General features: G+C 60.3%; 17 protein-coding genes, 1 tRNA gene and 1 other RNA gene. 5 read left to right on the top strand and 14 right to left on the bottom strand.

Annotated features, from left to right (window positions below; all coding sequences use genetic code 11):
• Positions 1 to 448 precede the first annotated feature (448 nt).
• Both CQ015_RS08735 and CQ015_RS08740 read right to left on the bottom strand, forming a co-directional pair.
• Complete coding sequence (locus CQ015_RS08735) at positions 449 to 1,741, bottom strand: Nramp family divalent metal transporter (RefSeq protein ID WP_105649897.1); 1,293 nt, start codon at positions 1,739 to 1,741, stop codon at positions 449 to 451.
• A 114-nt stretch (positions 1,742 to 1,855) separates the two neighbouring features.
• Positions 1,856 to 2,791: a dihydrodipicolinate synthase family protein gene (locus tag CQ015_RS08740; protein WP_105649898.1), complete on the bottom strand. Its 936-nt coding sequence runs from the start codon at positions 2,789 to 2,791 to the stop codon at positions 1,856 to 1,858.
• Positions 2,792 to 2,947: 156 nt separating this feature from the next.
• Between CQ015_RS08740 and CQ015_RS08745 the strand changes: the two genes are divergently transcribed.
• The gene (locus CQ015_RS08745) at positions 2,948 to 3,976 is read left to right on the top strand and encodes a LacI family DNA-binding transcriptional regulator (RefSeq protein WP_105649899.1); all 1,029 of its coding nucleotides are present in this window, start codon (positions 2,948 to 2,950) and stop codon (positions 3,974 to 3,976) included.
• Between the two features lie 531 nt (positions 3,977 to 4,507).
• On the opposite strand, the gene CQ015_RS08750 is transcribed toward CQ015_RS08745, so the two are convergent.
• Complete coding sequence (locus CQ015_RS08750) at positions 4,508 to 5,923, bottom strand: CitMHS family transporter (RefSeq protein ID WP_374954791.1); 1,416 nt, start codon at positions 5,921 to 5,923, stop codon at positions 4,508 to 4,510.
• A gap of 169 nt (positions 5,924 to 6,092) precedes the next feature.
• Between CQ015_RS08750 and CQ015_RS08755 the strand changes: the two genes are divergently transcribed.
• Together CQ015_RS08755 and CQ015_RS08760 are read left to right on the top strand one after the other, a co-directional pair.
• On the top strand, positions 6,093 to 7,757 hold the full coding sequence (locus tag CQ015_RS08755; protein WP_105553504.1) for a sensor histidine kinase: 1,665 nt from the start codon (positions 6,093 to 6,095) through the stop codon (positions 7,755 to 7,757).
• 14 nt (positions 7,758 to 7,771) lie between these two features.
• On the top strand, positions 7,772 to 8,443 hold the full coding sequence (locus CQ015_RS08760) for a response regulator (RefSeq protein WP_105553674.1): 672 nt from the start codon (positions 7,772 to 7,774) through the stop codon (positions 8,441 to 8,443).
• Between the two features lie 15 nt (positions 8,444 to 8,458).
• Here the strand turns inward: CQ015_RS08760 and CQ015_RS08765 are convergent, their stop codons facing one another.
• Positions 8,459 to 8,845 (bottom strand): hypothetical protein, encoded by a 387-nt coding sequence (locus CQ015_RS08765; RefSeq protein ID WP_146114040.1) that lies wholly within the window; start codon positions 8,843 to 8,845, stop codon positions 8,459 to 8,461.
• A gap of 495 nt (positions 8,846 to 9,340) precedes the next feature.
• Positions 9,341 to 10,096: a ferritin-like domain-containing protein gene (locus CQ015_RS08770; protein ID WP_146114041.1), complete on the bottom strand. Its 756-nt coding sequence runs from the start codon at positions 10,094 to 10,096 to the stop codon at positions 9,341 to 9,343.
• Between the two features lie 126 nt (positions 10,097 to 10,222).
• Here CQ015_RS08770 and CQ015_RS08775 point away from each other — a divergent pair, with 126 nt between their 5' ends.
• Entirely contained in the window at positions 10,223 to 11,830 is a 1,608-nt protein-coding gene (locus tag CQ015_RS08775; protein WP_105649917.1) for an alkaline phosphatase, read from the top strand.
• 75 nt (positions 11,831 to 11,905) lie between these two features.
• Here CQ015_RS08775 and CQ015_RS08780 read toward each other — a convergent pair whose 3' ends face one another.
• From CQ015_RS08780 to CQ015_RS08820, 9 genes are all read right to left on the bottom strand, one after another.
• Entirely contained in the window at positions 11,906 to 13,192 is a 1,287-nt protein-coding gene (locus CQ015_RS08780) for an aspartate kinase (protein WP_096285600.1), read from the bottom strand.
• A 172-nt stretch (positions 13,193 to 13,364) separates the two neighbouring features.
• Positions 13,365 to 13,916, bottom strand: a complete 552-nt coding sequence (locus tag CQ015_RS08785) for a hypothetical protein (RefSeq protein WP_105569749.1) — start codon at positions 13,914 to 13,916, stop codon at positions 13,365 to 13,367.
• 148 nt (positions 13,917 to 14,064) lie between these two features.
• Positions 14,065 to 14,535, bottom strand: coding sequence for a MarR family winged helix-turn-helix transcriptional regulator (locus tag CQ015_RS08790; RefSeq protein WP_105649902.1), 471 nt, complete (start codon positions 14,533 to 14,535; stop codon positions 14,065 to 14,067).
• Positions 14,536 to 14,540: 5 nt separating this feature from the next.
• On the bottom strand, positions 14,541 to 16,148 hold the full coding sequence (locus CQ015_RS08795) for a DHA2 family efflux MFS transporter permease subunit (protein WP_258133992.1): 1,608 nt from the start codon (positions 16,146 to 16,148) through the stop codon (positions 14,541 to 14,543).
• Between the two features lie 157 nt (positions 16,149 to 16,305).
• On the bottom strand, positions 16,306 to 16,923 hold the full coding sequence (gene recR / locus CQ015_RS08800) for a recombination mediator RecR (RefSeq protein WP_096285593.1): 618 nt from the start codon (positions 16,921 to 16,923) through the stop codon (positions 16,306 to 16,308).
• Between the two features lie 115 nt (positions 16,924 to 17,038).
• Positions 17,039 to 20,641 carry a DNA polymerase III subunit gamma and tau gene (locus CQ015_RS08805; RefSeq protein WP_105649903.1) on the bottom strand — a complete coding sequence of 1,201 codons (3,603 nt, stop codon included), beginning with the start codon at positions 20,639 to 20,641 and terminating at the stop codon, positions 17,039 to 17,041.
• Positions 20,642 to 20,650: 9 nt separating this feature from the next.
• Entirely contained in the window at positions 20,651 to 21,571 is a 921-nt protein-coding gene (gluQRS, locus tag CQ015_RS08810) for a tRNA glutamyl-Q(34) synthetase GluQRS (RefSeq protein WP_105553497.1), read from the bottom strand.
• Positions 21,572 to 21,598: 27 nt separating this feature from the next.
• An RNA gene (ffs, locus tag CQ015_RS08815) (signal recognition particle sRNA small type) lies at positions 21,599 to 21,695 on the bottom strand.
• 88 nt (positions 21,696 to 21,783) lie between these two features.
• The gene (locus CQ015_RS08820; RefSeq protein WP_105553496.1) at positions 21,784 to 23,307 is read right to left on the bottom strand and encodes an HNH endonuclease signature motif containing protein; all 1,524 of its coding nucleotides are present in this window, start codon (positions 23,305 to 23,307) and stop codon (positions 21,784 to 21,786) included.
• 187 nt (positions 23,308 to 23,494) lie between these two features.
• Between CQ015_RS08820 and CQ015_RS08825 the strand changes: the two genes are divergently transcribed.
• Positions 23,495 to 23,582 (top strand) — tRNA-Ser (locus tag CQ015_RS08825).
• The last annotated feature ends 77 nt before the right edge of the window (positions 23,583 to 23,659 follow it).

Below are 23,659 nucleotides of genomic sequence, written 5' to 3' on the forward strand. Positions count from 1 at the left end.
GCACTCCCGCACTAATCCGACTCCGAAGAATGACGCGCATTCTTGCTCCCCGGTAAGTTCTCCAAAACTCGCGCGCGAATTGCGCGTGACAAGTACGGCTACCCGGTGCAGCCTCGTAGGTGCCTAGCAAGGGTTCCCCGTCCAACGCAGTGTCTTGAAACCCTTTCGCCTCAAAACTAGGCCTACAAGACATCGAAACCGCCAAATTGAGCTGTGAAAAAACCGCCATTCTGAACTAACAGTCACACAATCGAGAATGCCTGCCATGGTGAGAGGTCTTGTAACCCATGGGTTGCAAGACGTTTCGGGTATCGAGAAATTACTCAAAACGACGACAACCGCAACGTATATTTTCCAGTAAGTATTTTGCTTGCCACATGAATGCAGCATCGTTCCAAGCCTATGTAGGTTTGGAACGATGCTGTTTACACATTCTGAGATGGTTCTTCTATCCGAGAAGCGTTGTGATAAGCCTGATCGAGGTAGCGACGATGGCGATGAGTCCGATTACTCCGAACAGGTTTTGCCACCATTTGTTACGCAGATCGCCCATGACGGACGACTTGTTAGCCATGATGACGAGCAGTATCCCGAGCAGGGGAGCGATTAGGACGGTTAAGGACTGCGCGATAACTATGAGGCCGACGGGCGAGGCTTGGAAAGTGAGGGTTACGACTAGTCCGAATGCCAGGATGAGTCCGGTGATGGTTCTAGCCATGGGCGACCCGGCTTTTGCGCCACGTCCGAGAGCATCTGAAAGCATGGTTCCACCTGCTGTGGCATTAGCCGTCATAGACGAAAATGCGGCACCGGAAAGCCCGAGGGCGAAAACGATTGAACCAATGGGGCCAGCGAGTGGTTCGAAAACGGAAGCGAGCGCGTTGATGGTCCCTGCTTCTGCGCCAGTCTTGCCGAGTACAGCTGCCGCAACCATGATGACAAGTATTGTCATGATTCCTGGAGCAACGATGCCGGGAATGGTGTCGACGAGTGTGATATCCCGGTAGTCGGCTCGTGTGCGGCGATTTTCTTTGATTCCGTACGAGGCGTAGAAAGCTGCGTTGATGGAGAAGTTAGTTCCTACTAGAGCTACAACGAGAATTTCACTTCCTGCCGGAAGTTGAGGGATCATTCCTTCCATGGCTCGGTACCAGTTGGGTTGGGCGATGACTGCGCTAGCAATAAAGGCTATGCCCATGAGTACGACGATGACTAAGAGCGCTTTTTCTACGATGCCGTACACGTTGCGGAATGCCAGGACGAGTGCCACTGCCGCGGTGCACACGATGGTCCATAAAACCGGGGAACCACCGAAGACCATGGATAGGCCGAGGCCCGACCCGACAGCGTTGCCGACGGAGAACATTAGCGTAATCCCGAAAACACCAAATCCTGCCGCAATACCAACCCATGCACCGAGCCGTTCTTTAATGGTTGTGATCAAAGATTTTGGTGTCGCTATACCTAGCCGTACGCTCATATCGGTGAAGAAGATCATTAAGATTGTGGAGATCGCAATAACCCACAGCAAGGTATAGCCGTAGCGGCTTCCTGCTTGTACGGCAGTGGTGAGGTTACCTGGACCGAATTGCCAGGCGCCGACGACGAAAGCCGGTCCCATGAGAGCAAGATAGCCAAGGATGGTGCGGCGTTTGGCTGGTTTCGGGATATTCATTGGTGCTAGCCCCTGCTGGTTTCGATGAGCGGGCGGGGTGGTGACGACGCTGTTCGGCTCGCTCATTGCGAGTCCTCCTTAATAGACACAAGCTTAGAATGGTCTTCATTGACCTCTGTGAAAATATGAGAATTGCAGACGGGGGTGGTGGCCATGGCCACCACCCCCGAAGACCTGTGGCTAGGCAGGGACTGTCACGTTGCCGAGATTCGCCGCTTGCAGCGCGAGGGCGATTTCTTTATCTGCGCCCTCGGCGAGGGGAAGCAGCGGAGGACGTACTGTTGCGTGTTCTAGGATGCCTCTGGCAACTAGTCCTTCCTTCAGAGCAACGGTACCTTCCATATGGGAGCCTCGATGGTACACATTCTTAGTGACTGGAAGGATTCGGTCGTGAATGGCGCGGGCCGCAGCGTAGTCTTTGGCCTTGCCTGCAGCAATTAGTTCGACTAAAGGTTCTGGTGCCAGCCCACCGTAGCCGACCAGCGCCCCGTCGACATCGAACATCGTGTGAAGCAGGTACTCGTCGTGGCAGGTGAGAATCTGCAAGTCTGGGTAGGTCTCGCGCAAGACTGGGATCTCGGTGTCCCAACGCTTCATGTTTCGCACACCATTCTTGGTCGCGAAGACACCTTCTTGGCCTGCGATTTCAAGCTGAGTTTCCAAGTCGTAGGTGGCCTTGGTGGCATCGGGGTATTGGAAAAGGATAAGAGGCAAACCACTAGTCTCGTAAATTTCCTTGTAGCGAGTCTGCGGTGCTCCCTTCTGATATCCGAAGCGCAGCCAGCCGTGGGAGGGGTAAACCAATCCAGCAGAAGCGCCTGCCTCGACAGCTCGCTTGGCTTCTAGGGCCGCGACGGTGTTACCTTCGCCGGTGATTCCAGCGATGATGGGGAGTTCACCATTCACTGCGTTCTTGAACTCGCGAATGACCTGGGCTTGCTCATCCTGAGTAAGGAAGGTCCCTTCACCGGCATGGCCAAGGACAACTAGGCCCTTTACGCCGTCGATGCTGGCGAGCCATCCGCCCAGACGGTGGATTGCGTCAACGTCGATACTGCCATCGCGGTTGAACGGTGTGACTGGTGCGGGAACAAGTCCGCGAAGATCGATGGTCATGAGAACTTCCTTTGTTTGTCGGTATGTTCCAACTGGATGAAAACGATTGCGGGAACGTTTTCATTCTGCAGTGTGTTCGATCTCACTGTCAAGGGGTGTTTATGAAAAGATGGAAATAGAGTGTCTACTAAGACTGACTCGAAGAGGAGAATTCTCATGGAACCAGTTGTCAACGGCGCTGCAGTGACATTGAAAGATGTTGCCGCAGCTAGTGGAGTCAGTCTCTCTACAGCCAGCCGAGCTCTGGATGACCGAGGTACGCCTACGCGCTCTGCAGCTGCTTTGCACGTCCGAAAAGTGGCCGAGGAACTTGGGTATAGGCGTAATTCGTTTGCCTCGAACCTGCGTAGGGGCCAAACGCGGACTCTTGGCGTTCTCGTTCCTCGGCTTAGCGACACGGTGATGGCGTTGATGTTCGAGGCGCTGGAACGAGCGGCGTCCGCACGAGGCTACTTTGCCATGGTGGCCACCAGTGGGGATGATCCCGAAGATGAGAGGCAAGCAGCTGAGACCTTACTGGACCGCAATGTCGACGGGCTCATCTTGGCTACAGCCCGAACCGAAGACGACTTGCCAAAACACTTTCGCGACAGCGGAATCGCACATGCATTGGTCCTACGTACAGACGGGGTAAGCCCTTCCTCGCTGGGAGATGACGAAGTGGGCGGATACCTTGCCGTCCGTCACCTGGTGGATCTCGGGCACCGCTATATTGCCGTGGTGACAGGCCCATCTTTCACGTCTACGGGAATCGCGAGACTAGCCGGTGCTCGCAGAGCACTGGACGAAGCCAACATCCAACCCCCCGAAGGGTGGTTAATGGCTGTTGGGTACGGCATAGAAAGCGGGTATTCCGCAGGGAAGTCACTGCTAGCTGGCGGTAAGGCGACAAGACCAAGCGCAGTGTTTGCGGCAAACGATAACCTAGCAATGGGAGTTCTTGCGGCTGCTAAACACTTCGGGATCAATGTAGGTGAAGAACTGGCATTGGTTGGATATAACGACATTCCAATGTCAGCCTTGCTGCCCACCCCGCTAACATCAGTCAGAGTGCCATTGGACCAGATCGCGAATAGTGCGATCGATCTCATTGTCAATCCAGGCAAGGAACCGCAAATCCGTAAAGCTATGCCGAGCTTGATGCCACGTGCCTCAAGCGGCACGTCCCGATCGGCAGATAACTAGGTGCTCTGCTGATTGCGAGTGCGATTTTCCGATCACGAGACCAAATAAGAGTCAAGGTCAATCAGCTTATCCGTGGCCGTGGCCGAGGTCCTCATGTTCTTGTGGGGACTGTTGGGATCAGCAATGGACGTCCGATGCTTATGTGTTGCTTCGGCTCACGCCACGCTCGCTGGCAGAATGTCGTTCGTTGCAGCCAGGTGCAAATCATTTTGCCCCGGATCTCTTTGAGAAGCTGCCACAAAACTCGCCGAGCTGGGGCAACGCACCCAGAGTGCCCCGTCGGAAACCGTACAAGACAAGGAGATCGCAGCATCGATTGGCCCGGTATCCTTGAACACGGCTCGTAGTTCCTTGCAGATGAATTTGTTTTAGTCGACATCCATCTTCGCAGAGGAGCTGCGAGCCTTACTTATTTTGGGGTCACCACGCTAAAAATCGAAGAGCCCCTTAAACACCAAGCTCCGCGGTACTCGGTAAAAAAACCGAGTCACGCGGAGCTTAGCTGACGACGGACCAATAGGCCCTTGGGGTTTAGCCCATGTGGATTGCGCCGAAGAGCACGCCCGAAGCGAGCATGACCAGGCTAACCACGGCCGCACGCCACAGCACCTTCTTGTGGTGATCGCCCAGATCCACACGAGAGAGCGAGACCAGCAAGAGGATTGCCGGGACGAGCGGAGATTGCATGTGCACCGGCTGTCCGGTGATGGAGGCGCGAGCCATATCCACCGCAGGAACGCCGAAGTGCGCGCCGGCCTCGGTGAGGACCGGAAGTATGCCGAAGTAGAAGGCGTCGTTGCTCATCAGGAAGGTGGCCGGAATTGAGATCAAGCCGGTGATGACTGCCATGTACTGGCCCAGGGAATCCGGGATGATGTTGACCAGCCAGAGGCTCATCGCGTCGACCATGCCGGTTCCGGAGAGCACGCCGGTGAGTACCGCCGCGCCGAGCACCATGGAGACCACCGCGATGATTTCGCTGGAGTGCGCGGCGATCATCTTCACCTGGTCGCTGACCTTCGGGAAGTTGGCGACCAGCGCGATGGCGGTACCGACCATGAACAGGTAGGCCAGCGGCAGCACGTCGACGATGAGCAGCACCATGATGGCCACGGTGAGCGCCAGGTTGAAGTAGAACATCTTCGGGCGCAGGGTCTCGCGGTCCGGATCGAGCACGGTGCCGTCCATGGTCGCGGCCTCCGAACCATCCCCCTTGCGAGCTACGGATTCAAGGACTGCCACCGAGGAGCCCGAAGGCGAGGTGCCGTCCTTGGGCTTGCCGCCGCCCAGGTTTCCGCCGCCGAAGCCGGTGCCCCACAGCTCGGGGCGATCCTTCTGCAGCCGGCGGCGCTCGGAGAGCCCAAGCTGCCAGGCGAAGATGGCAATCACGATCAGTGCGACGCCCAGCGATGGGAGCATCGGCACGAAGATGTCTGCCGCGTCCACGCCCAAGGCTGCCGCGGCGCGAGCGGTTGGACCGCCCCAGGGCACGATGTTCAGCGTGCCGTTGGTCAGACCGGCCACACAGGTCAAGACGACCGGGCTCATGCCCAGACGCTGGTAGATGGGCAGCAGGGCGGCGGTGACCACGATGAAGGTGGTGGAGCCGTCGCCATCCAGCGAGATGATGGCGGTCAGCAGGGCGGTGCCGATGACGACCTTCGCCGGGTCGTTGCCCACGAGTTTCTGGATTCCCGAAACCAGCCGGTCGAACAGGCCCACGTCGATCATGATGCCGAAGTACATGATGGCGAACATGAGCAGGGCGGCGGTGCCCGACATCGACTTGATCGCGTCCATGATCATGTCGCCGAGGCCAAAGCCGGCGCCGGTGAACAGGCCGAAGATGGTGGGAACTAGGATGAGCGCCAACAGCGGCGTCATTTTTTTGGTCATGATCAGCGCCATGAAGGTGATGATCATGAGGAATCCGAGAGCAACTAGCATTGCGCGGACCTCCTGAAGTGTGTGGCAAGTGATGATGCCAGCAGGGGTGCGGGCACTTATCCAAGCTACGTGGCGGCGCTCACGTATCCGGGGTTGTTCGTTTTCTGATCCCTTTAGGTTTTTGCAATCTTTTTGCTCATTAAAATCACGGACGGTTTATGCTGGACAGATGCCGCATTCCACAGCCACCTTGCACTTTGCCTCGCGCATTATGCGTCCGCAGTTCGTGGTGCTCGGCGTACTTTTCGCGCTGGTGACCACCGCGACCCTGCTGGTGAGCTACAACAGGGTCTTCGACCAGGGCGAAGACACCTCCCTGGGGATCGCGCGTTCGGTCGCCGCCTTGCCGGAGGTGGTGCGCGAGGTGACGGACTACGCGCAGCGCGACGAGCTGGACCTCGAAGAGCTGCGCAGCGGAAAGCTGCAAGAACTGGCTGAGGCCGTGCGCGAAGGAAGCCAGGCGACCTTTGTGGTGATCACCGAGGACCGCGGCCTGCGACTGAGCCACCCGAACCCGGACGAGCTGGGAAAGCTGGTCTCCACCGACCCGGTGGCGTTGAGCGGAGTGGAGGACATTGCCCGCGAGCATGGCACTCTCGGGGAATCGGTGCGCGCCAAGGTGCCCATCCGGTCCGTCGACGGACGGGTTATCGGCGAGGTGTCGGTGGGGGTGGCCACCGAGTCGCTGACCGGTGCACTGGTTGCCTCCTTCGGCTGGATCGTGCTGTTCGCGGTGCTTGCCGCGCTGCTGGCAACCCTGGCCGGACGCTTCACCGTGCGCACGCTCAAGCGCCAGACCCTGGGGTTGGAGCCCGCGGAAATCGCTCAACTGGTGCGTGATCAGCAGGCGGTGCTGTACGGGGTGAGCGAGGGCGTGATCGGACTGGGGCCGGACGGCACGGTGACCGTGCGCAATAAGGCCGCACGCCAATTGCTCGGACTGCCGCACCGCACCGAGCTGGCGGACATCATCGGCCGGCACTACGAGTCGGCCGATCTCGACCCGCGTTTGGTGAAGGCAATCAAAGACCATGAGCCGGCTCCCATCAGGCTGGAAGCCAACTCGAATGCGATCGTCGCCCGCGTCTCGGATGTGGTGCGCGACGGTGTGGATCTTGGCCAGGTTGTCTTGCTCCACGACGTCAGCACCGTCGAAGCGCTCGGCACCAAACTGGATGCCGTGCAGGATATGGCCGACGCGCTGCGCGCCCAGCGCCACGAGTTCGCCAACCGGATGCACGCGGTCCTCGGACTGATTACCTTGGGCAAAACCGATCAGGCCGAGGAGTATCTGCGCGAAGTGATGGACGCCGGACCGGTGATTGCACCGGTCGGTGGCCTGGAACTGGTCAAAGACGCTTACCTTTCCGCATTCCTTTCGGCCAAGGGGGTGCGCGCCCACGAGCTGGGCATCGAACTGCGGGTCTCGCCGCAATCCATGCTCTTCGAACAGATCGCCTCGGCCAGCGACGCCCAGGACGTCACCGCGGTGCTGGGCAACCTGCTGGACAACGCCTTCACCGCGAGCCTGTGCGGAAGCAAGGATCCGTGGGTTGAGGTGGATCTGCTCTCCGAGGGGAGCACCTTGCATCTTGCCGTCGCCGATTCGGGGCCGGGGATCAGCACCGAGGAAGATATCTTCGCCCCGGGGGTGAGCACCGGGTCCTCGCTCGGCGAGGGGCACGGCTCCGGTGTGGGGCTGCCGCTGATTCGCCGGTTGGCCCGTTCGCGCAGCGGTGATGTGTGGATTGCCGACGCCGGCGGGGAACAGGGCGGGGCCGTGATCGCGGCCCGGCTTCCAGCGGTACTGAGTGAACCGAAGAACTTCTCATGAATAAGGGAGCGAAAATGACACAGAATGCCGTGGGGGACTACCGGGTATTGATCGTTGACGATGACTTTCGCGTCGGGCAATTGCACGCCGACATGGTCAATGAGATCCCCGGGTTCCAAGCCCTGGAACCGGTGCAAGACCCCCGCACCGTGCCCAAGCTTGTCGCGTCACTGCAACCAGATCTGCTGCTGTTGGACCTCTACCTGCCGCATGTCAGCGGCATCGAACTGCTGCGTGAAATCGAAATCGACTCGATTATGATTTCTGCCGCCACCGAACCGGCCAATGTCGCGGCGGCTCTTCAAGCAGGCGCCCTGGCTTTCATCATCAAGCCCTTCGGAGCCAAGACGCTCGCGGCAAAACTCAAGGGGTGGGCTCGGTACCGCCGGCAGCTTGCGGCCGCTACCGACCTTGACCAGCAAGGCGTGGATCGGCTGTACCGGACTCTGCAAGGGATCGAAGATGCGCCAGCTGCCGCTAATGCTGCACCCACCGAGCAGGCGGTCATGGCGTGCGTCAAAGCATCCAGCGAACCGCTGAGCGTGGCCGAGGTCGCCGAAGCCGTGGGCGTCGCGCGGGCGACTGCCCAACGCTACCTTGCGTCGTTGGTTGCCAGCGAGATGCTTGACCTGCAGCTGGGCTACGGGACTAGGGGACGTCCCGAGCATCGCTACCTGGCGAGGTAAGCGCGGACGAAACTATTACGAGCGTTGGATGAATTCTCGGTTCCTCACCCAAAAAGCAAACCACATGACAGCCGGGATAGCGGCTAAGAGCGCCAGTATTCCAAACGGAATTGTTATCGGCGCCGACAATGCGAAGGCCGTTGCGAGCATGGACAACGTACCAGCCGCAATTCCTAGCATTGCCGAGTTCGGGGCAGCTTTACCCGCATTCGCAACGGCCGTAATTCCGGTGATGGTGGCCCCGAATGCGGCGAGCAAAGAAACCACGAACAGTCCGTGAGCGCCGGTGAATATAGATCCCACGCTAAAGCGCGCTGCCACGAAGACCTTGAGACCCATTGGCATCCCCAACGGTTCATTTGAATGCATCGTAGCTACCTCCAGCCAGGTTTCGTTCAGCAATCTTTAGAGAACTGCGCGTTCAAATCTCAGCATATCTATTTCTGTTAGGTCAAGACAGCGCATATCGGATGAATTATCGAGTTCAATCCTCAACTTTAAGTAGGACAGTCCAGCGTTGGACTCGTACCTGGCTCAAGTTTCTTGTTGCAAGCGGGCACGTTGGGGTAGCGTCTCTTTCTATGGAACATCCAGACAGGCGCGGGAACACTCTACTGAGCAAATATTCGACCGGATTCTTCATCGCCATATTCGTATCGATTTCCCTCGCTTGGAACCAGCGAATTCCTGACCCGTGGGGCTTGTACCTGATTCTCCTCTCCGTAGGTGGCCACACCGTCACCCTCGTATGCCTGGCGGTCGAGAAATCTCGAGTGGAATCACGAGAGACCTGAACTGTGCGCAAGCGGTTGGCAAGGTTGAGGCGAAACTAGTGGAGCGGGGCCAGAAACCTTTGCCTTTGTGATACGTCCGCTAGGACGAGATATGCAGCAAAAGTCATGCAATGTTCGTTTGCGGCAGGGGACCCAGGGCGGTGGGAGCTGTTCCGGAAAATACCTGCCGAGCCACCTCATTGAATCTGCTCATGGCTCGGAACCAATAATGCGCGGGATTCAGGCCGCATGCCCGTAGGGCCTGAGCGTGGTCGAAGCAAACAACAATTGCCGCGCCTGCCGCCACCACCGACCAGATTCCACGTACGACATGTTTCAGCGGCTTGGGCGTAAACTCAAACCCTTGACGCAGACGGTCGATCTGGAAACGAAGGTGGTTTCGTTCGTCTGAGGCGATTCTTCTTCCCAGCCCGCGCAGTGTCGCATCCGGTGCATGGCTTGCTAGGGCCTCGAAATATCCCATGGCGACGCTTTCAGCAATGAGGAACAGCCCGAGCTCGGTACGCAACCCCAACATTCGCCGCAGCAGGGTGAAGGCCTTATCCGACCAGTACGATTCCAAGCGTGGGGCATCCAGGTAATCCAGCGCTTGTCCGAACAACCGAGAATGCTGCTGTTCTTCGCGCACCAGGAGCTCAAGTGCTCGTACGTAGGTCGAGTCGCCGGCCCGCTCCGCCAAACCTAGCAAGTGCCTGCCTTCGCCGCTTTCGCCAAGCTCAAGACGCTGGAAAGAGCGGATGAATCCGCGTCGTGCATTTTCCGTTAGCGCAGGAACACCCCTCCAGTTCAATTGCGCGTTCATCGTGTCATGCAGTCTCGAGTTTGCTTCAAAATATGCCAACCATGATGTGAATTGCATAGCTCCACGGTAGCCGTGGGATGGGTCAGCACGAGCCGTTGAAACATTAAACATCAGTACCGTGTTTCGTGAGCTGTTCACGCAGCTGACACCATGCGGCTAACTCGCCGCGAAATACTGGTGATCATGACGCAAATTTCACGGCGCAATCTGCTCACTGGCGCCTTGGGCGCCGGTGCTCTGACGCTCATTTCCCCGGCCGGTTCGGCGTTGGCCGCAAATAGTCCGCGTCTGGTCCGTTCGCGGCTAGGCCTCACCAATGGCTTCTCGATGGGAGATGTCTCCACCAACAACGCGGTGCTTTGGGCTCGCGCCACCGGTGAAGGCCGGCTGCGGGCGCAACTGCGTGCCATCGACGAGGCGGGAGCGATTATTCGCGGCCGCGGATCATTCGAACGAACCCTGCGCGGTGCGCAGGCGAACTCCAACACCGACTTTACCGCCAAGATTTCCGCATCCAACCTGCCGGCGGGTACTCGATTCGCGGTGACCATCGGTTTCGAGGACGAGAACGGGACCCTGGGAGAAACCAACACCGGTTCCTTCCTCACCGCGCCTTCGCTCACCGGCCGCCGGAACCACAGCGCATCGATGGCGCAAAGCTTCGTCTGGTCTGGCGATACGGCAGGCCAAGGCTGGGGCATCAACGAGGAAATCGGCGGCATGCGGGCCTACGCGGCCATGCACGCGACCAAGCCTGACTTTTTCGTGCACAGCGGCGACACCATCTACGCCGACGGCCCGATCGCGGCCGAAGTTATGGAGCCAGATGGCCGAATCTGGCGCAACCTGGTCACCGAGGAGGTCTCGAAGGTCGCCGAAACCCTGGCGGAATTCCGTGGCCGGCACCGCTATAACCACATGGATGCAAATGTGCGCGCCATGTACTCCGAGGTTCCGGTCATCGCGCAGTGGGATGATCATGAGACCCACAACAACTGGTGGGCCGGGGAGACAATCGAAGACGAGCGATACACCGTGCGGGATGTCAATACCCTCGCTGCCCGCGGTCGCCGTGCCTGGCAGGAATACCAGCCCATCGCCGATCCGCGTGCCATGCGCGGGGGCACCGGGTTTGAGCCCGCCCGGATCTACCGCAAGATCTCCCGCGGACCGGCCCTTGACCTCTTCGCCCTGGACATGCGCAGCCACAAGTCGGAGAATACCGCCGGACTGGAAGCCGAAGAGACCACGACCCTCGGCGAGGAACAGCTGAACTGGCTCGTTGAGGGCCTGCAGAAGTCGAAGGCCACCTGGAAGGTGATCCTCAACGACCTGCCGCTGGGCGTCATCGTTCCGGACGGCAAGGCCCAGGAATCGATCGCCAACGCCGAGCACGACGCACCGCTGGGCCGCGAGCTGGAGCTCGCCAGGCTGCTCAAAGCGATCAAGGACCGCGGCGTGAAAAACGTGGTCTTCTTGACCGCGGACGTGCACTATTGCGCGGCCCACCACTATTCCCCGGAGCGCGCCGCCTTCGGCGACTTCAACGAGTTCTGGGAATTTGTGGCCGGTCCGGTCAATGCAGGATCATTCGGTCCGAACAAGATGGACGGGACCTTCGGACCCAAGGTGGAATTCGCGCTGGCCGGAACCACCAACCAGTCGCCGCGCGACGGCAAGGGCCAGTTCTTCGGCCATGTCGACCTCGACGAGTCCGAGCGATTCACCGTTTCGCTGCGCAATGGCCTCGGTGAGACCGTCTACGCCAAGACCTTGGAACCGGCGCGCTAATCCGCCACCTTAACTGCTGCATTAAAAAGCGGCGGCGCAGATCCTCAAGATCTGCGCCGCCGCTTTCGCTGGTATTTAGCGTCCGGTACCGCCGTACACGGTGGCTTCCACGTCGGTGTCCAGATCGAAAGCGGTATGGATGGCGCGGACCGCGTCATTGAGCTTGTCCGCGTCGGTTACCACCGAGATGCGGATCTCCGAGGTGGAGATCATGTCCACGTTGACCCCGGCCTGGTGCAGCGCCTCGAAGAAGGTGAAGGAAACTCCTGGGTTCGAGCGCATGCCCGCACCGATGAGCGAGAGCTTGCCGACCTCGTCGTTGTGCTCGATATCCTCGAAGCCGATTTCGCCGCGGGAGGTTTCCAGCGCCGCGAGAACTCGTTTGGTCTCGGTCATCGGCAGGGTGAATGAGATATCGGTGGAGCCGGTACCGCGGGTCGAGATGTTCTGCACGATCATGTCGATATTGGCCTGCGCGGCCGCGATAACCCCGAAAATCTGTGCTGCCTTGCCCGGGATGTCAGGCACGCCAATGATGGTGACCTTGGCTTCCGAATGGTCGTGGGCAACACCGGAGATGATTGGCTGTTCCAAGGGTTCTCCCTCTTGAATCTTGATCTTGTCGTTGGGGTCCGGGAGCACCCAGGTGCCCTCGTTGGTGCTGAATGAGGAGCGCACGTGCAGCGGCACGCCGAAACGGCGGGCGTACTCCACGCAGCGCAGGTGCAGGATTTTGGAGCCGCTGGCCGCCATCTCCAGCATTTCCTCGCTGGAAATCTCGTCGATCTTCTTCGCGGCACCGACCACTCGAGGATCGGCGGTGTAGATGCCGTCAACGTCGGTGTAGATCTCGCAGACATCGGCGCCGAGGGCGGCCGCAAGGGCCACCGCGGTGGTGTCCGAGCCGCCGCGGCCCATGGTCGTGATGTTCTTCGATTCCTTGCTCATGCCCTGGAAGCCGGCGACGATCGCGATGAAGCCGCGGTCGATGGCGCGGCGGATACGCTGCGGAGAAACCTCCATAATGCGTGCCATGCCGTGGGTCGAGTCGGTGATCAGCCCCGCCTGCGATCCGGTGAAGGACACCGCGCTCTCGCCGAACTGGTCGATGGCCATGGCCAGCAGCGACATGGAGATGCGTTCACCGGCCGAAAGGAGCATGTCCATTTCGCGAGCGGGGGCGTCCTCGGTGAGCTGGGCCGCGAGGTCGAGCAGTTCGTCGGTGGAGTCGCCCATTGCGGAAACGACCACAACGACTTCATGGCCCTGCGCCTTGGTATCAATAATTCGGCGCGCGACGCGTTTGATGCCTTCGGCATCGGATACGGACGAACCGCCAAATTTTTGAACTATCAGGCCCATGGGCGCACACTCCAACTGATGAAAGTTGTTGATGCGCATCGTGCTGCCAGCACAGATGCGACATATCTACCGTAGATAATTGTGTCAGTACCGCGGGTGCATCACCTAGTTGTGAAGGTAACCATTGGTCATATTGCCTAGCCTTTGGTGTTTCGATGCCTGGAAATGCGGGTCATTTGCGCGCTGTGGCTAAGATTTGTCGCCAAAATGACTTCCAGCCATCCAATACCTGAGGGTTGGAGAGCCGTGAATGCTCAGCGCTTACGCTTGCCTTGTCGCCTTTGAGCGAGATGTTCACGCTCACCCGGCTTCCGTCGCTGAATTCGGCCTTCCAATACCGCCATCGATCCGAACCGCTGACGGAGGCTTCCCCCACCAGCTGCGCGCCGTTGAAGTCGGTTCGCACGCCGACGGCTTCCACCCAGCGAGCCAGGGCGCCGTCCAGATCGGCGGCCATGGTGGCCGAGACGGAGCCCTTGAAGGTGCCGTCGCTGGACTGGCCCGGGACCCGGCGGCCGATGTGCTGCTCGTAGGCGATGGCCACGGACTGGGCCCACCAGCCGGGATTGGAAAGTTTGGCGGGCATCATCTCGTAGGCCAGCGAGGCGAGCGGTTTATGCGCCAGCTCGCTGGCTCCGCCCGCTTCGAGCCGGCTGACCCATTGGTCCCACCCGGTGCCGGTGGCCTTGGCGATTGCCTCGATATTGCTGCCCTTGATTGCCATGAAACGAGTGTAGCCACTGCAGCCAAGGACTAACCAGCCCGCATGTAGCCTGGCGGCCAAGGTCGCTGCCGGGTCATCAGCCGATCCGGGCGCGCAAATGGCGTGGATCCGCAGCCTTCACCGAAGGCCGCGGCTCCACGCCAATGGTTCACAGTTCGCGCAAATCCGTGTTGAGCCTGCCGAGCAAGCCAACCAGATGATCCAAGTCGTCGTCGGACCACTGCGTAATGCGTTCGCGCAAGCCGTCGCGCCAGGACTGCAGCCATCCGCGCCAGCGTTCCTTGGCCAGCTCGGTGGGCAGCAGGTTGGAGACCCGGCGGTCGGCTTCATCGACCTGCCTGCTGACCAGTCCGAGCTCTTCGAGGCGCGTGACCAGGCGGGAAAGTGTGGCCTTGTCCGTCATGAGGTGCTCGCAAATTTCGGACTGCGTGATGCTCTGGCATTTGAGGATCATTCCCAGCACCGGCACCGCCGCGGGCGGCAGTCTTTCATCGAGCCGGGCGGCAAGGGTGCGACGCGACTTGGCGGTCACCGAGATCAAGGTGAACAGTTCTTGCTCGGCGGCGTCGAATAGCACCCCGCGCCGGGTCTCCGGCTGCGCTTCATCCAAGGTATCCACGATGGCTAGGCGACGGTATCCGCGGTGGGAGAAGCGTCGGATTCCTCGGCCAGCCGCTCGGTATTGGTCTTGGTGTTCAAGTGCTGGTTAGGCAGCAGGATCACGGCGACGACGGTGATCAGCGCGAGCGGCGCGGCCAAGGCGAACAAGCCTGCCACTCCATCGCCGTAGATCGATTCGAGAATTATCCGCACCGGTTCGGGCAGCGTGGAGATCGTCGGCAGGGAACCGGAGTTCAGCGCCGCACCGACCTCGGCGGCCTTGTCGCCCAGCGAGGCGATGGCGTTGGTCAGCTCGCCCTGGCGCTCGGCGATCATATTCGGAATGGTGACCGCGAGCATTGCGCCCAGCCCGGCGGTGCCTGCGGTGCCGCCCAAGGTGCGGAAGAAGGTGACCGCTGAGGAAGCGACGCCGAGGATCTTTGGATCCACCGAGTTCTGCACCACCAGCACCATATTCTGCATGACCAGGCCTACGCCCGCGCCGAGGATGAACATGTAGAGGCCCACCAGCCAGAAGGCGGTGTCGTAGTGGATGGTGCCCAGCAGGTACAGGCCGATAACCTGCAGTACGGCACCGGTGACCACAAAGGCCTTCCATTTGCCGTAACGCGAGATCAGCGCGCCGGCGATGGTGGAGACGACCAGGAGGCCGGCCATCATCGGGAAGGTCATCAGACCGGCCTGGGTGGCGGTGGCACCACGGGCCATGATCATGTACTGACTGAGGAACACCGAGGTGCCGAACATCGAGATGCCCACCACGAGCGAGGCGATCACCGCGAAGGTGAAGGTGCGGTTCTTGAACAGCTGCAGGGAGATCAGCGGGTCTGCAACCTTGAACTCGACGAGCACGAAGACTGCCAGCAGGATGATCGAGCCGATCACCATGAGGTAGCTGGTGGCCGAGTTCCATTCGAACTGGCTGCCGCCCATGGAAAGCCAGATCAGCAGCATTGCCACGCCCGAGGCGAGCAGCATGATGCCTAGGTAGTCGATCTGGACCTTGCGCTTGGCGATGGCTGGTAGGTTCAGCGTGCGCTGGATCAAGATGATTGCCACGACGGCGAAAGGCAGCGCGACGAAGAAGTTCCAGCGCCAGTTGATGGTGTCGGTGACGAAGCCGCCGATCAGCGGCCCGCCGACGGTACCCAGCGCCATAACGGCCCCGAACAGGCCCATGTACTTGCCGCGTTCGCGCGGCGAGAGGATATCTGCCATCACGATCTGGCTCAGCGCGCCCATGCCGCCGCCTGCCAGGCCCTGGATCACGCGCATGGAGATCAAGAATTCGGTGTTCTGCGCGAAGCCGGCGGCCGCGGAGGCAAGCACGAACATGGCCAGGGCAATCTGCAATAGCAGTTTGCGGTTGCCCAGGTCGGCGAGCTTTCCCCAGATCGGGGTGGAAATTGTGGTGGCAAGCAGGGTGGCGGTAACCACCCAGGTGAACGCCGTCTGGCTGCCGTTCAGGTCAGAGACGATTACCGGGAGGGAGCTGGACACTACCGTGCCTGCAAGGATTGAAACGAACATGCCCATAAGCAGACCGGTCAGCGACTGCATGATCTGCCGGTGGCTCATCTTGGGTTTTTCGACCGGTGCTACTGCGGTCATGCGGACTCCAAAGGACTCAAAGATAAAGTTGACTGATATCAACTATATGCCGATAGTTGACCATTATCAACCAATGTGGTTGAGTCCACAGACAAGAAGGCCCGGACCATCTGGTGATGGACCGGGCAGCATGAAATATGCTCGTGTGGCAGGGAACCTAGGCCCGTGAAGTGCTCGGTGCGATGGTGTTGCGTCGCCCTTCGAAGGCGCGGGCCAAGGTGACCTCGTCGGCGTACTCCAGGTCGCCGCCCACGGGCAGGCCAGAAGCCAGACGGGTGATCTTGATGCCCAGCGGGCTGAGCTGACGCACCAGATAGATTGCGGTGGCCTCGCCCTCCAGGTTCGGGTCGGTGGCGAGGATCAGCTCGGTGATCGAGCTGTCACCCAGGCGGGTGACCAGCTCACGAATGTGCAGCTGTTCCGGGCCGATCCCGGCGATCGGATTAATCGAGCCACCCAGCACGTGGTATTTGCCATTGAAGGCGCGGGTGCGCTCGATGGCGAGCACGTCCTTGGACTCCTCGACGATGCAGATCTGGCTGGTGTCGCGGCGCTCGTCGCGGCAGATCCCGCAGGTGTCCTGCTCGGAAATGTTGAAGCAGATCTCACAGAAGCGGACCTTCTCCTTGGCCTGCTGGATGGACGCGGCGAGGCGCGTCATATCCTCGGCGTCGGCATCGAGAATGTGAAAAGCGATGCGTTGCGCCGATTTAGGACCGATGCCGGGTAGCCGACCGAGCTCGTCGATCAGTTCCTGAACAGCACCTTCGTACACCTAATGCCCACTTTCCTGACAGCTCAAACGTCCATTTATCTTGCGGTGCCATAATTGGCCTGCGGTGGTATCCCACCGTCCTATACCCTAGTGTCTCACCTAGACAGTTTGGCAGTTAGAGCCCGCGCTTAATTTCCACGACATTTCCGTTAACGTCACGCTGCTCGATGACCATGCCGCCGAGCAGCCGCTCTACCGCGGGGACGCCGATGAGTGCCGAATCCTCGACCTCGATGTCGTCTTCGCTGGGCGTGAACTCCTCCGGCTCTGGTGCCGGGGACGGAGGCTGGGCGCGATCCGGCGTGCCCCAGTTGCTGGCGGAACTTTCCACCGGCACTGCCGGAGCGCTGTCCTTGGCCTGGCTCATCAGCTGCTGGTAGCGGCTGAGTCGCTGTCCGGCGGTCGGCGCCGGGGCCTCGGCAATTGGCTGCTCGGCCGGTTCGCCGGGTGCGCCCCATGCGGGAGCGGACTCGGTGGCAGGCTGCACGGAAGGCTTCGGCGGCGCCACCCGAACAGGCTCGGGGGCAACCGGTGCCGGCGTTGGTGCCTCCGGCTCCGGCTCGCGGATCGCCTTGGACTCGAAGGTGTCGGTGGTGCTGCCCGGATGCAACGGTGTGGAAGAAACCGGACGCGAGATTACCGGGGCTCCCACCTCTGCCTGGCGTGCGCTGAGCCCGGCGGTCAGCCGGGGACGCGGGGCCACCGGGGGGCCGTCAAAGGAGCGCGGAGCGGTACCTCGCGGCGCTGGGGCCACGGGTTCCAGCACGGCCGCAGCGAGTTCGGATGATGCGCTAGCTTCCTGCGGCTTTGCTGGTTGCGGGCTTGCCGCTGAGCCCGTCGCCGGAACGGTGGGAGCCTGCGGCGCTGGGCTGCCAGACGTGCCGTACCCGTCGTCGGGGTACGGGGGCTCGTCCATATACGGCTCGTCCAGCGGAGGCGGCACATCGTCGTAACTGCTGACGTACCCCGAATCACCTGATGGCGATGGCTTGCTGGCCGGAGCCGGAGCCGGAGCCGGAGCCGGAGCCGGAGCGCTGGCTGGTTGCGGGCGCGACGGAGCGTTGGGCGCTACCCCAGCGATCGGAGCCTGTACGTTGGTGGCTGCTGCTGGGGAGGACGCCGGTGTTGGCCGGCGTTCACCTTTTGGGGAACCACCACCGGCGGGTGCCGATCCGCCCTCGGCAAGTACGACTTCGATCTGTTGGCCTGCCACCTGGCACAGGATGCCTACCAATATCTGCATCATGTCCGGACGATTGCGCAGATTCACAATTGGACCGGTATTGCTGAACGCGATCGTCAGCGTGCGGCCATCGAAACCGGCGACCGAACCATAGTTGGCGACCATGGAATGGAGCACTCGGGAGCTTGACTGCAGCTGCTCCAAGACCGCCGGCCAGGCCTGCTGGAACTGCTGAACCGATGCCCCGGCAGCATGCGACTGCTGTGCTGGCGGCGTGGATTGCTGGACCGGTTGCTGTGGCGCCTGCTGCTGGGCAGTTCGAGCGGCTTGTGCGCGTTGCTGCGCTTCGGCTTGCTCGCGTGCCGCCTTCTCCTGGGCAGCACGCTGTGCTGCAGCTTCCCGTTCTGCAGCGGCGCGTTGCTCGGCCTGCTCGCGTGCGAGCTTTTCTTGCTCGGCCCGTTCCGTTGCGGCACGTTGTTCGGCCTGCTCGCGAGCTGCCTGTTCCTCGGCGCGGCGGCGTGCCTCGTGGGCTGCCTGTTCCTGTGCCTGGTTCTGCGCCTGCTGCTGAGGCTGCGCTTGGCCTTGAGCTTGTTGAGCTTGTTGATCTTGCTGCGGCTGTTGCTGTTGCACCTGGCGAGGGTCAACCTGCTGCGGGGCTTGCTGAGGACGATTTTCAGCCGCACGGCGAGTGAACTCGGCCATCGCCGCATTTTGCTTCACGTCATCGATGGAAACACCAGTACCGAAGGACAAGTCTTCCCCTGCGGCCGGATCTGGAACCAGGCTGAACGGCGCGACGCCTTCCGGACGAGCTTCGGGAACGCTCGGACCCGGCTGCACCGGAGTGGTGACCGGATTCAAGTCTTCCTTCGGGCCCCAGGTGGCTCCCCAATCGGCCGCTTCGCCGGTGTTGAGTGAACGGGCGGCGTCCGGATCCAGCGGAGCGTTAATATCTGGCTCTTCTTGCGTCACCGGCGGCTGCTGTTCGCGAGGCTGACCTGGCTGTTGCTGCGCCTGCGAAGGCTGTTGAGCTCGTGCTTCCTGGTGCTGCTGTTCGCGTGGCGCGGGTTCTTGCTCCCGCGGCTGGACGTTCTGTTGCTCGCTAGGGGCAACTTTCTGTTCCTGCTGCGCCTGAGCTGGCGCGGTCGGCTGCGTCTGGGGCTGGGAGGCGCTGGGCTGCTGCGCCGGCGTTACGGGAGTGCCGGCGGAGGACTGTTCCTGGGCTGCCGGCTCGACGCCGCCATTGCGCAACTTCGCGGCGGCAAGGGCCTCGCGTACCGCGGCCGCTCCTTGGCGGGCCGCCGCGGGGGAGGGGACAACGCCCGATGACTGCGTTGGCATTTCGCCTTCCGGGAGCTCTGGAAGCGCGCCGCCGGTCATCGTATGACGTTCCAAGCGATCGAGGCGTGCGGCGAAAGAGCTCGCCGAGTTTTCCGCTCCAGGCAGCATCAAACGCGCCGCCAACAGTTCCAAGTGCAATCGCGGAGAGGTCGCGCCGGTCATCTCGGTCAGCGCCTGGTTGGTCACATCGGCCCAACGGCTCAGTTCACCGGCGCCGACCAGCGAGGCCTGCATGTGCAGCGACTCCAGTTGATCGGCTGGGGTGCCTCGCAGAATTTTCTCCAGGCCTTCAGGCATCGCCTTGGCGATGATCAGATCGCGCATGCGTTCCAGCAGATCTTCAACGAAACGTCGCGGATCCAAGCCGGTTTGAATGATGCGGTCGATGGCGCCAAAGAGCGAAGCGCCGTTGGCCTCGTGCAGGGAGAGGATGACCTCATCGAGCAGCGTGGAATGGGTATAGCCGAGCAAAGCAATGGCGGTCTCATAGTCCACGCCTCCTTCACGGGCACCAGCCATCAGCTGGTCTAGCACCGAGAGGGTGTCGCGCACCGAACCGCCGCCGGCGCGAATCACCAGCGGAAGCACGCTGTCGGCGACCACTACGTTTTCGCGTTCGCAGAGCGTCTTGAGGTATGCCAGCAGTGCCTCGGGCGGCACCAAGCGGAACGGATAGTGGTGGGTGCGCGAACGGATAGTGCCGATGACCTTGTCCGGTTCGGTCGTCGCAAAAATGAACTTGATATGTGGTGGTGGCTCTTCGACGATCTTCAACAGGGCGTTGAAGCCCGCCGAGGTGACCATGTGGGCCTCGTCGATGATGAAAATCTTGTAGCGGTCGCGGGTAGGTGCGAAGGTCGCACGTTCACGCAGATCACGGGCGTCTTCGACACCACCGTGGCTGGCGGCGTCGATCTCGATGACATCCAAGGAACCGGGGCCGCCGTTTGCCAGCTCGACACAACTGGGGCAGGTTCCGCACGGGGTAGGAGTCGGCCCCTGCGCGCAGTTCAGGCAACGCGCCAGAATGCGTGCGCTGGTCGTTTTGCCGCAACCGCGCGGACCGGAAAACAGGTACGCGTGATTGACCCGGTTCTTTTCCAACGCAGTCATCAACGGGGTCGTGACATGTTCCTGCCCGATGACCTCGGCGAAAGTGTCTGGACGGTATCTGCGATAAAGCGCTGTACTCACACCGGTACCCTATCGGTTGTGCGATGCCGGAGGCATCAACTGGTCAACAATAAATTCTGGTTCTACGACCCAAGGCTCGCGAGGCAAAGCTGAAGGGTTGAAGGAGTCCAAAGCGGCCTGCAAAGACGTGCCGGGCAAGCCCAATGACTCTAACAAGTAGGCGCGGATCTGTGCGCCATTTAGTCCTTTTTCGGAAAGGTCTTCGAGCGTAACCGCACCATCGCGTTTAGCCAGACGTTGGCCTTGAACGTTCAATGCCAACGGGACGTGGGCGTACGTAGGAATAGGCAATCCGAGCAGCTGCGCTAGGTATGCCTGGCGTGGGGCGGAGGACAGCAAATCGTCACCGCGAACAACCTGGTCAATGCCGGAGGCGCCATCATCAACGACCACTGCAAGGTTATAAGCGGGGGAGCCGTCATTGCGCAGCAACACAAAATCATCCACCACGCCGGTGTACGGCCCGAAAAGCTCATCGTGAATGGTGAACTGATCAACCGTGGAACGAAGGCGCAGAGCGGCCGGACGTTGTCGGGCCCTTTCGGCACGTTCTTCGGCAGTGAGATTTCGGCACGTGCCGGGGTAGGCGCCGGGTGCCGCGTGCGGCGCGCTGGCAGCCTCTGAAATGTCTTTGCGCGTGCAAAAACACTCGAAGACCAAGCCGTTTTCGCGAAGAGCTTGGATTGCTTCGAGATAAATGGGGAGGCGATCGCTTTGGCGGACCACGGGAGCATCGAACTCCAAGCCGATGGAAGCCAACTCCGAAAGCTGTTGCTCCTCGGCGCCGGAGCGCACTCGGTCAAGGTCTTCGATGCGCAGAAGGCATTGCCGATCGGTGGACCGGGCAAAAAGCCAAGCAAGAATTGCGGTGCGCAGATTGCCCAGGTGGAGTTGCCCGGTCGGGCTTGGGGCGAAACGACCAACGCCCACGCGAACTCCATTCGGCTTGCTAGAAAAATCAAAGACCCCTCATGCACCTGCCAGAGCCCATCTACCCTTGCTACCTTCCGGTCCTGGGGGAGTTCAACAGGATGACACCACACGAGGGGTCACAGAAGATACTACCCGAAAGTTGGGGGTGGATGAAAATCGGTAGCCGTGCGCTTGCTCTCAATCCAACCCCTGAAAGGAAGGAAGCTATGTCACCCGGCTTTCGAATCCGGCGGGTCAAACCAACCTAGAATCCGGCGAACTCGAGCAGGCAATTCCGAGGCGGGGAGCATCGGGGTTTGGCTCCGTTCAAAGTCGAAGTTCTGCACGCTGGTGACGCTACCCGGTAGCTCAACCTGCAAGATTCCGTTCGGCGAACGCCAATTGACCGAACCGTCGGCCATGTATGTGGCCTGCCAGCCTAAGGCGTGCTTATACATTTGGTGCCGCTTGCACAGTAGCTGCGAGTTGTCGCGGTTCGTATGCCCGCCTTTGGCCCAGTCATCGACATGGTCGATTTCACTGGAATCCGGAAGTCTGTTGCAACCAGGGAACCTGCAGTGGTTATCCCGTAATCGCAGGAGGTCCTTGAGGGCTTTCGTTGGGCGGTACTTCTTTCGCCCGACGTCGATGACGGCACCGGACCAAGGGTCGGTGAGCACCGTCATCAGCGAAGGAGCATCCTTTGCCAGTCGCAAGGCTGCACCTAGGGCGATTGGCCCGTAGCCTTCCAGATCGGCCAACGTTCGAGTCGGATCTGCGAGCATTTGCAAGGCGGGGATGGTCAAGGCCACCCGCGCTTTGAGCGGAGTGCCGTTTCCGGCCGGCCAGCCATCGAGCAAAGCGTCCCGGAAAATATCGGCGCGGCGTTGTTGCTCGTTGCGCAGATCATCAGGGTCATCATGTTTCGTGGCGTGCCAGTTGATGGTGTTGATGATTGCCAAGGCATCCTCGGCTGGAAGTCGAATTTGAAGCACGGCCATGCCGTCGGCCTCCGGCCACCAGATCACCGAACGAGATTCACGCCCTTTTTCATGTCTCGTCTCCGCAGGTTCTGGCAAGAAACGTTCACGCATTTTGCGAGCACGATCCTTCACCGTGCGATCCGAGCCGGTGCGAGCGATCGGCAAGAGTACTTCTTGCATCTGTTGCACGTTCTCGGGCTCAAGGTCCTGCGCCTGGTGAACGATCTCCGTGGCGCTCTTGGTGGTGATGGCGCCCTTTCCTAGCTCGTTCAAGGTATCGGGGCAGAGGTGACGAAGCCCCTCGGCGTTGAATAATTTGCCTTGGACTATGCGTTCGCTTTGCCGCAGTGCACCAGATGCCTCGGAAATGAATGACGAACGAACCAAAGGTTCCGCTTCGGGATCAATTCCGAAATGCACTGCAGACTGCGTTTGCAAAGTGTCTTCGACTAAAGGGTCCTGAGTGCCGGACAAGGCGGCTTGCTTGCTAGTCAGCTCGTAGGTATCGGCCAGTAAAGCAGCTTCTGCCGCATCCAACATACTGCGTATCCGACCAAGGGTTTCCAGTTGCTTGAGCCCAGTGGCTGGTTCGATTGCCCTGCCCTGCTCATGAAGGCTCTTGATAGTTGCTGCTAGCTTCGCGAAGATCGTTTCTTGCTCAACGTGGGCAGCCCACACGCCGTCGGTACCTGGATCGGTTCTGGTGCCCGGCGGACTGATATGCAGCCGATGAGGATCATCGCCGCTATGAAATACCTCTCGTTTGTTCATGTTTTAAGTATCCAGCGCCGCGGATAGGGTCTTCGGCGGACGAGCGCCAGATGTGGATAAACTAGATAATCCCCGAAATTTCGCCAATTTTTTGCTGAAAATACGTGTAGTTGAACCCACAAGGCTCTCGATTCGTGATTGTGGAGATATTTAGATATGCTGGTACCTGCTCCACGGAGCAAACTGAGGAGGATTCGCCTAGCGGCCTATGGCGCACGCCTGGAACGCGTGTTGGGTTAACGCCCTCAGGGGTTCAAATCCCCTATCCTCCGCCATGTGAAGAGTCGAGACATCGTTTACAGATGAGTCGCGACATGCTTTACAAATTTTTATCGGATTCCCTCGGCCATCG

Origin of the sequence: Arthrobacter sp. MYb221 (genome assembly GCF_002979835.1) — a bacterium.
Lineage (GTDB): Bacteria > Actinomycetota > Actinomycetes > Actinomycetales > Micrococcaceae > Glutamicibacter.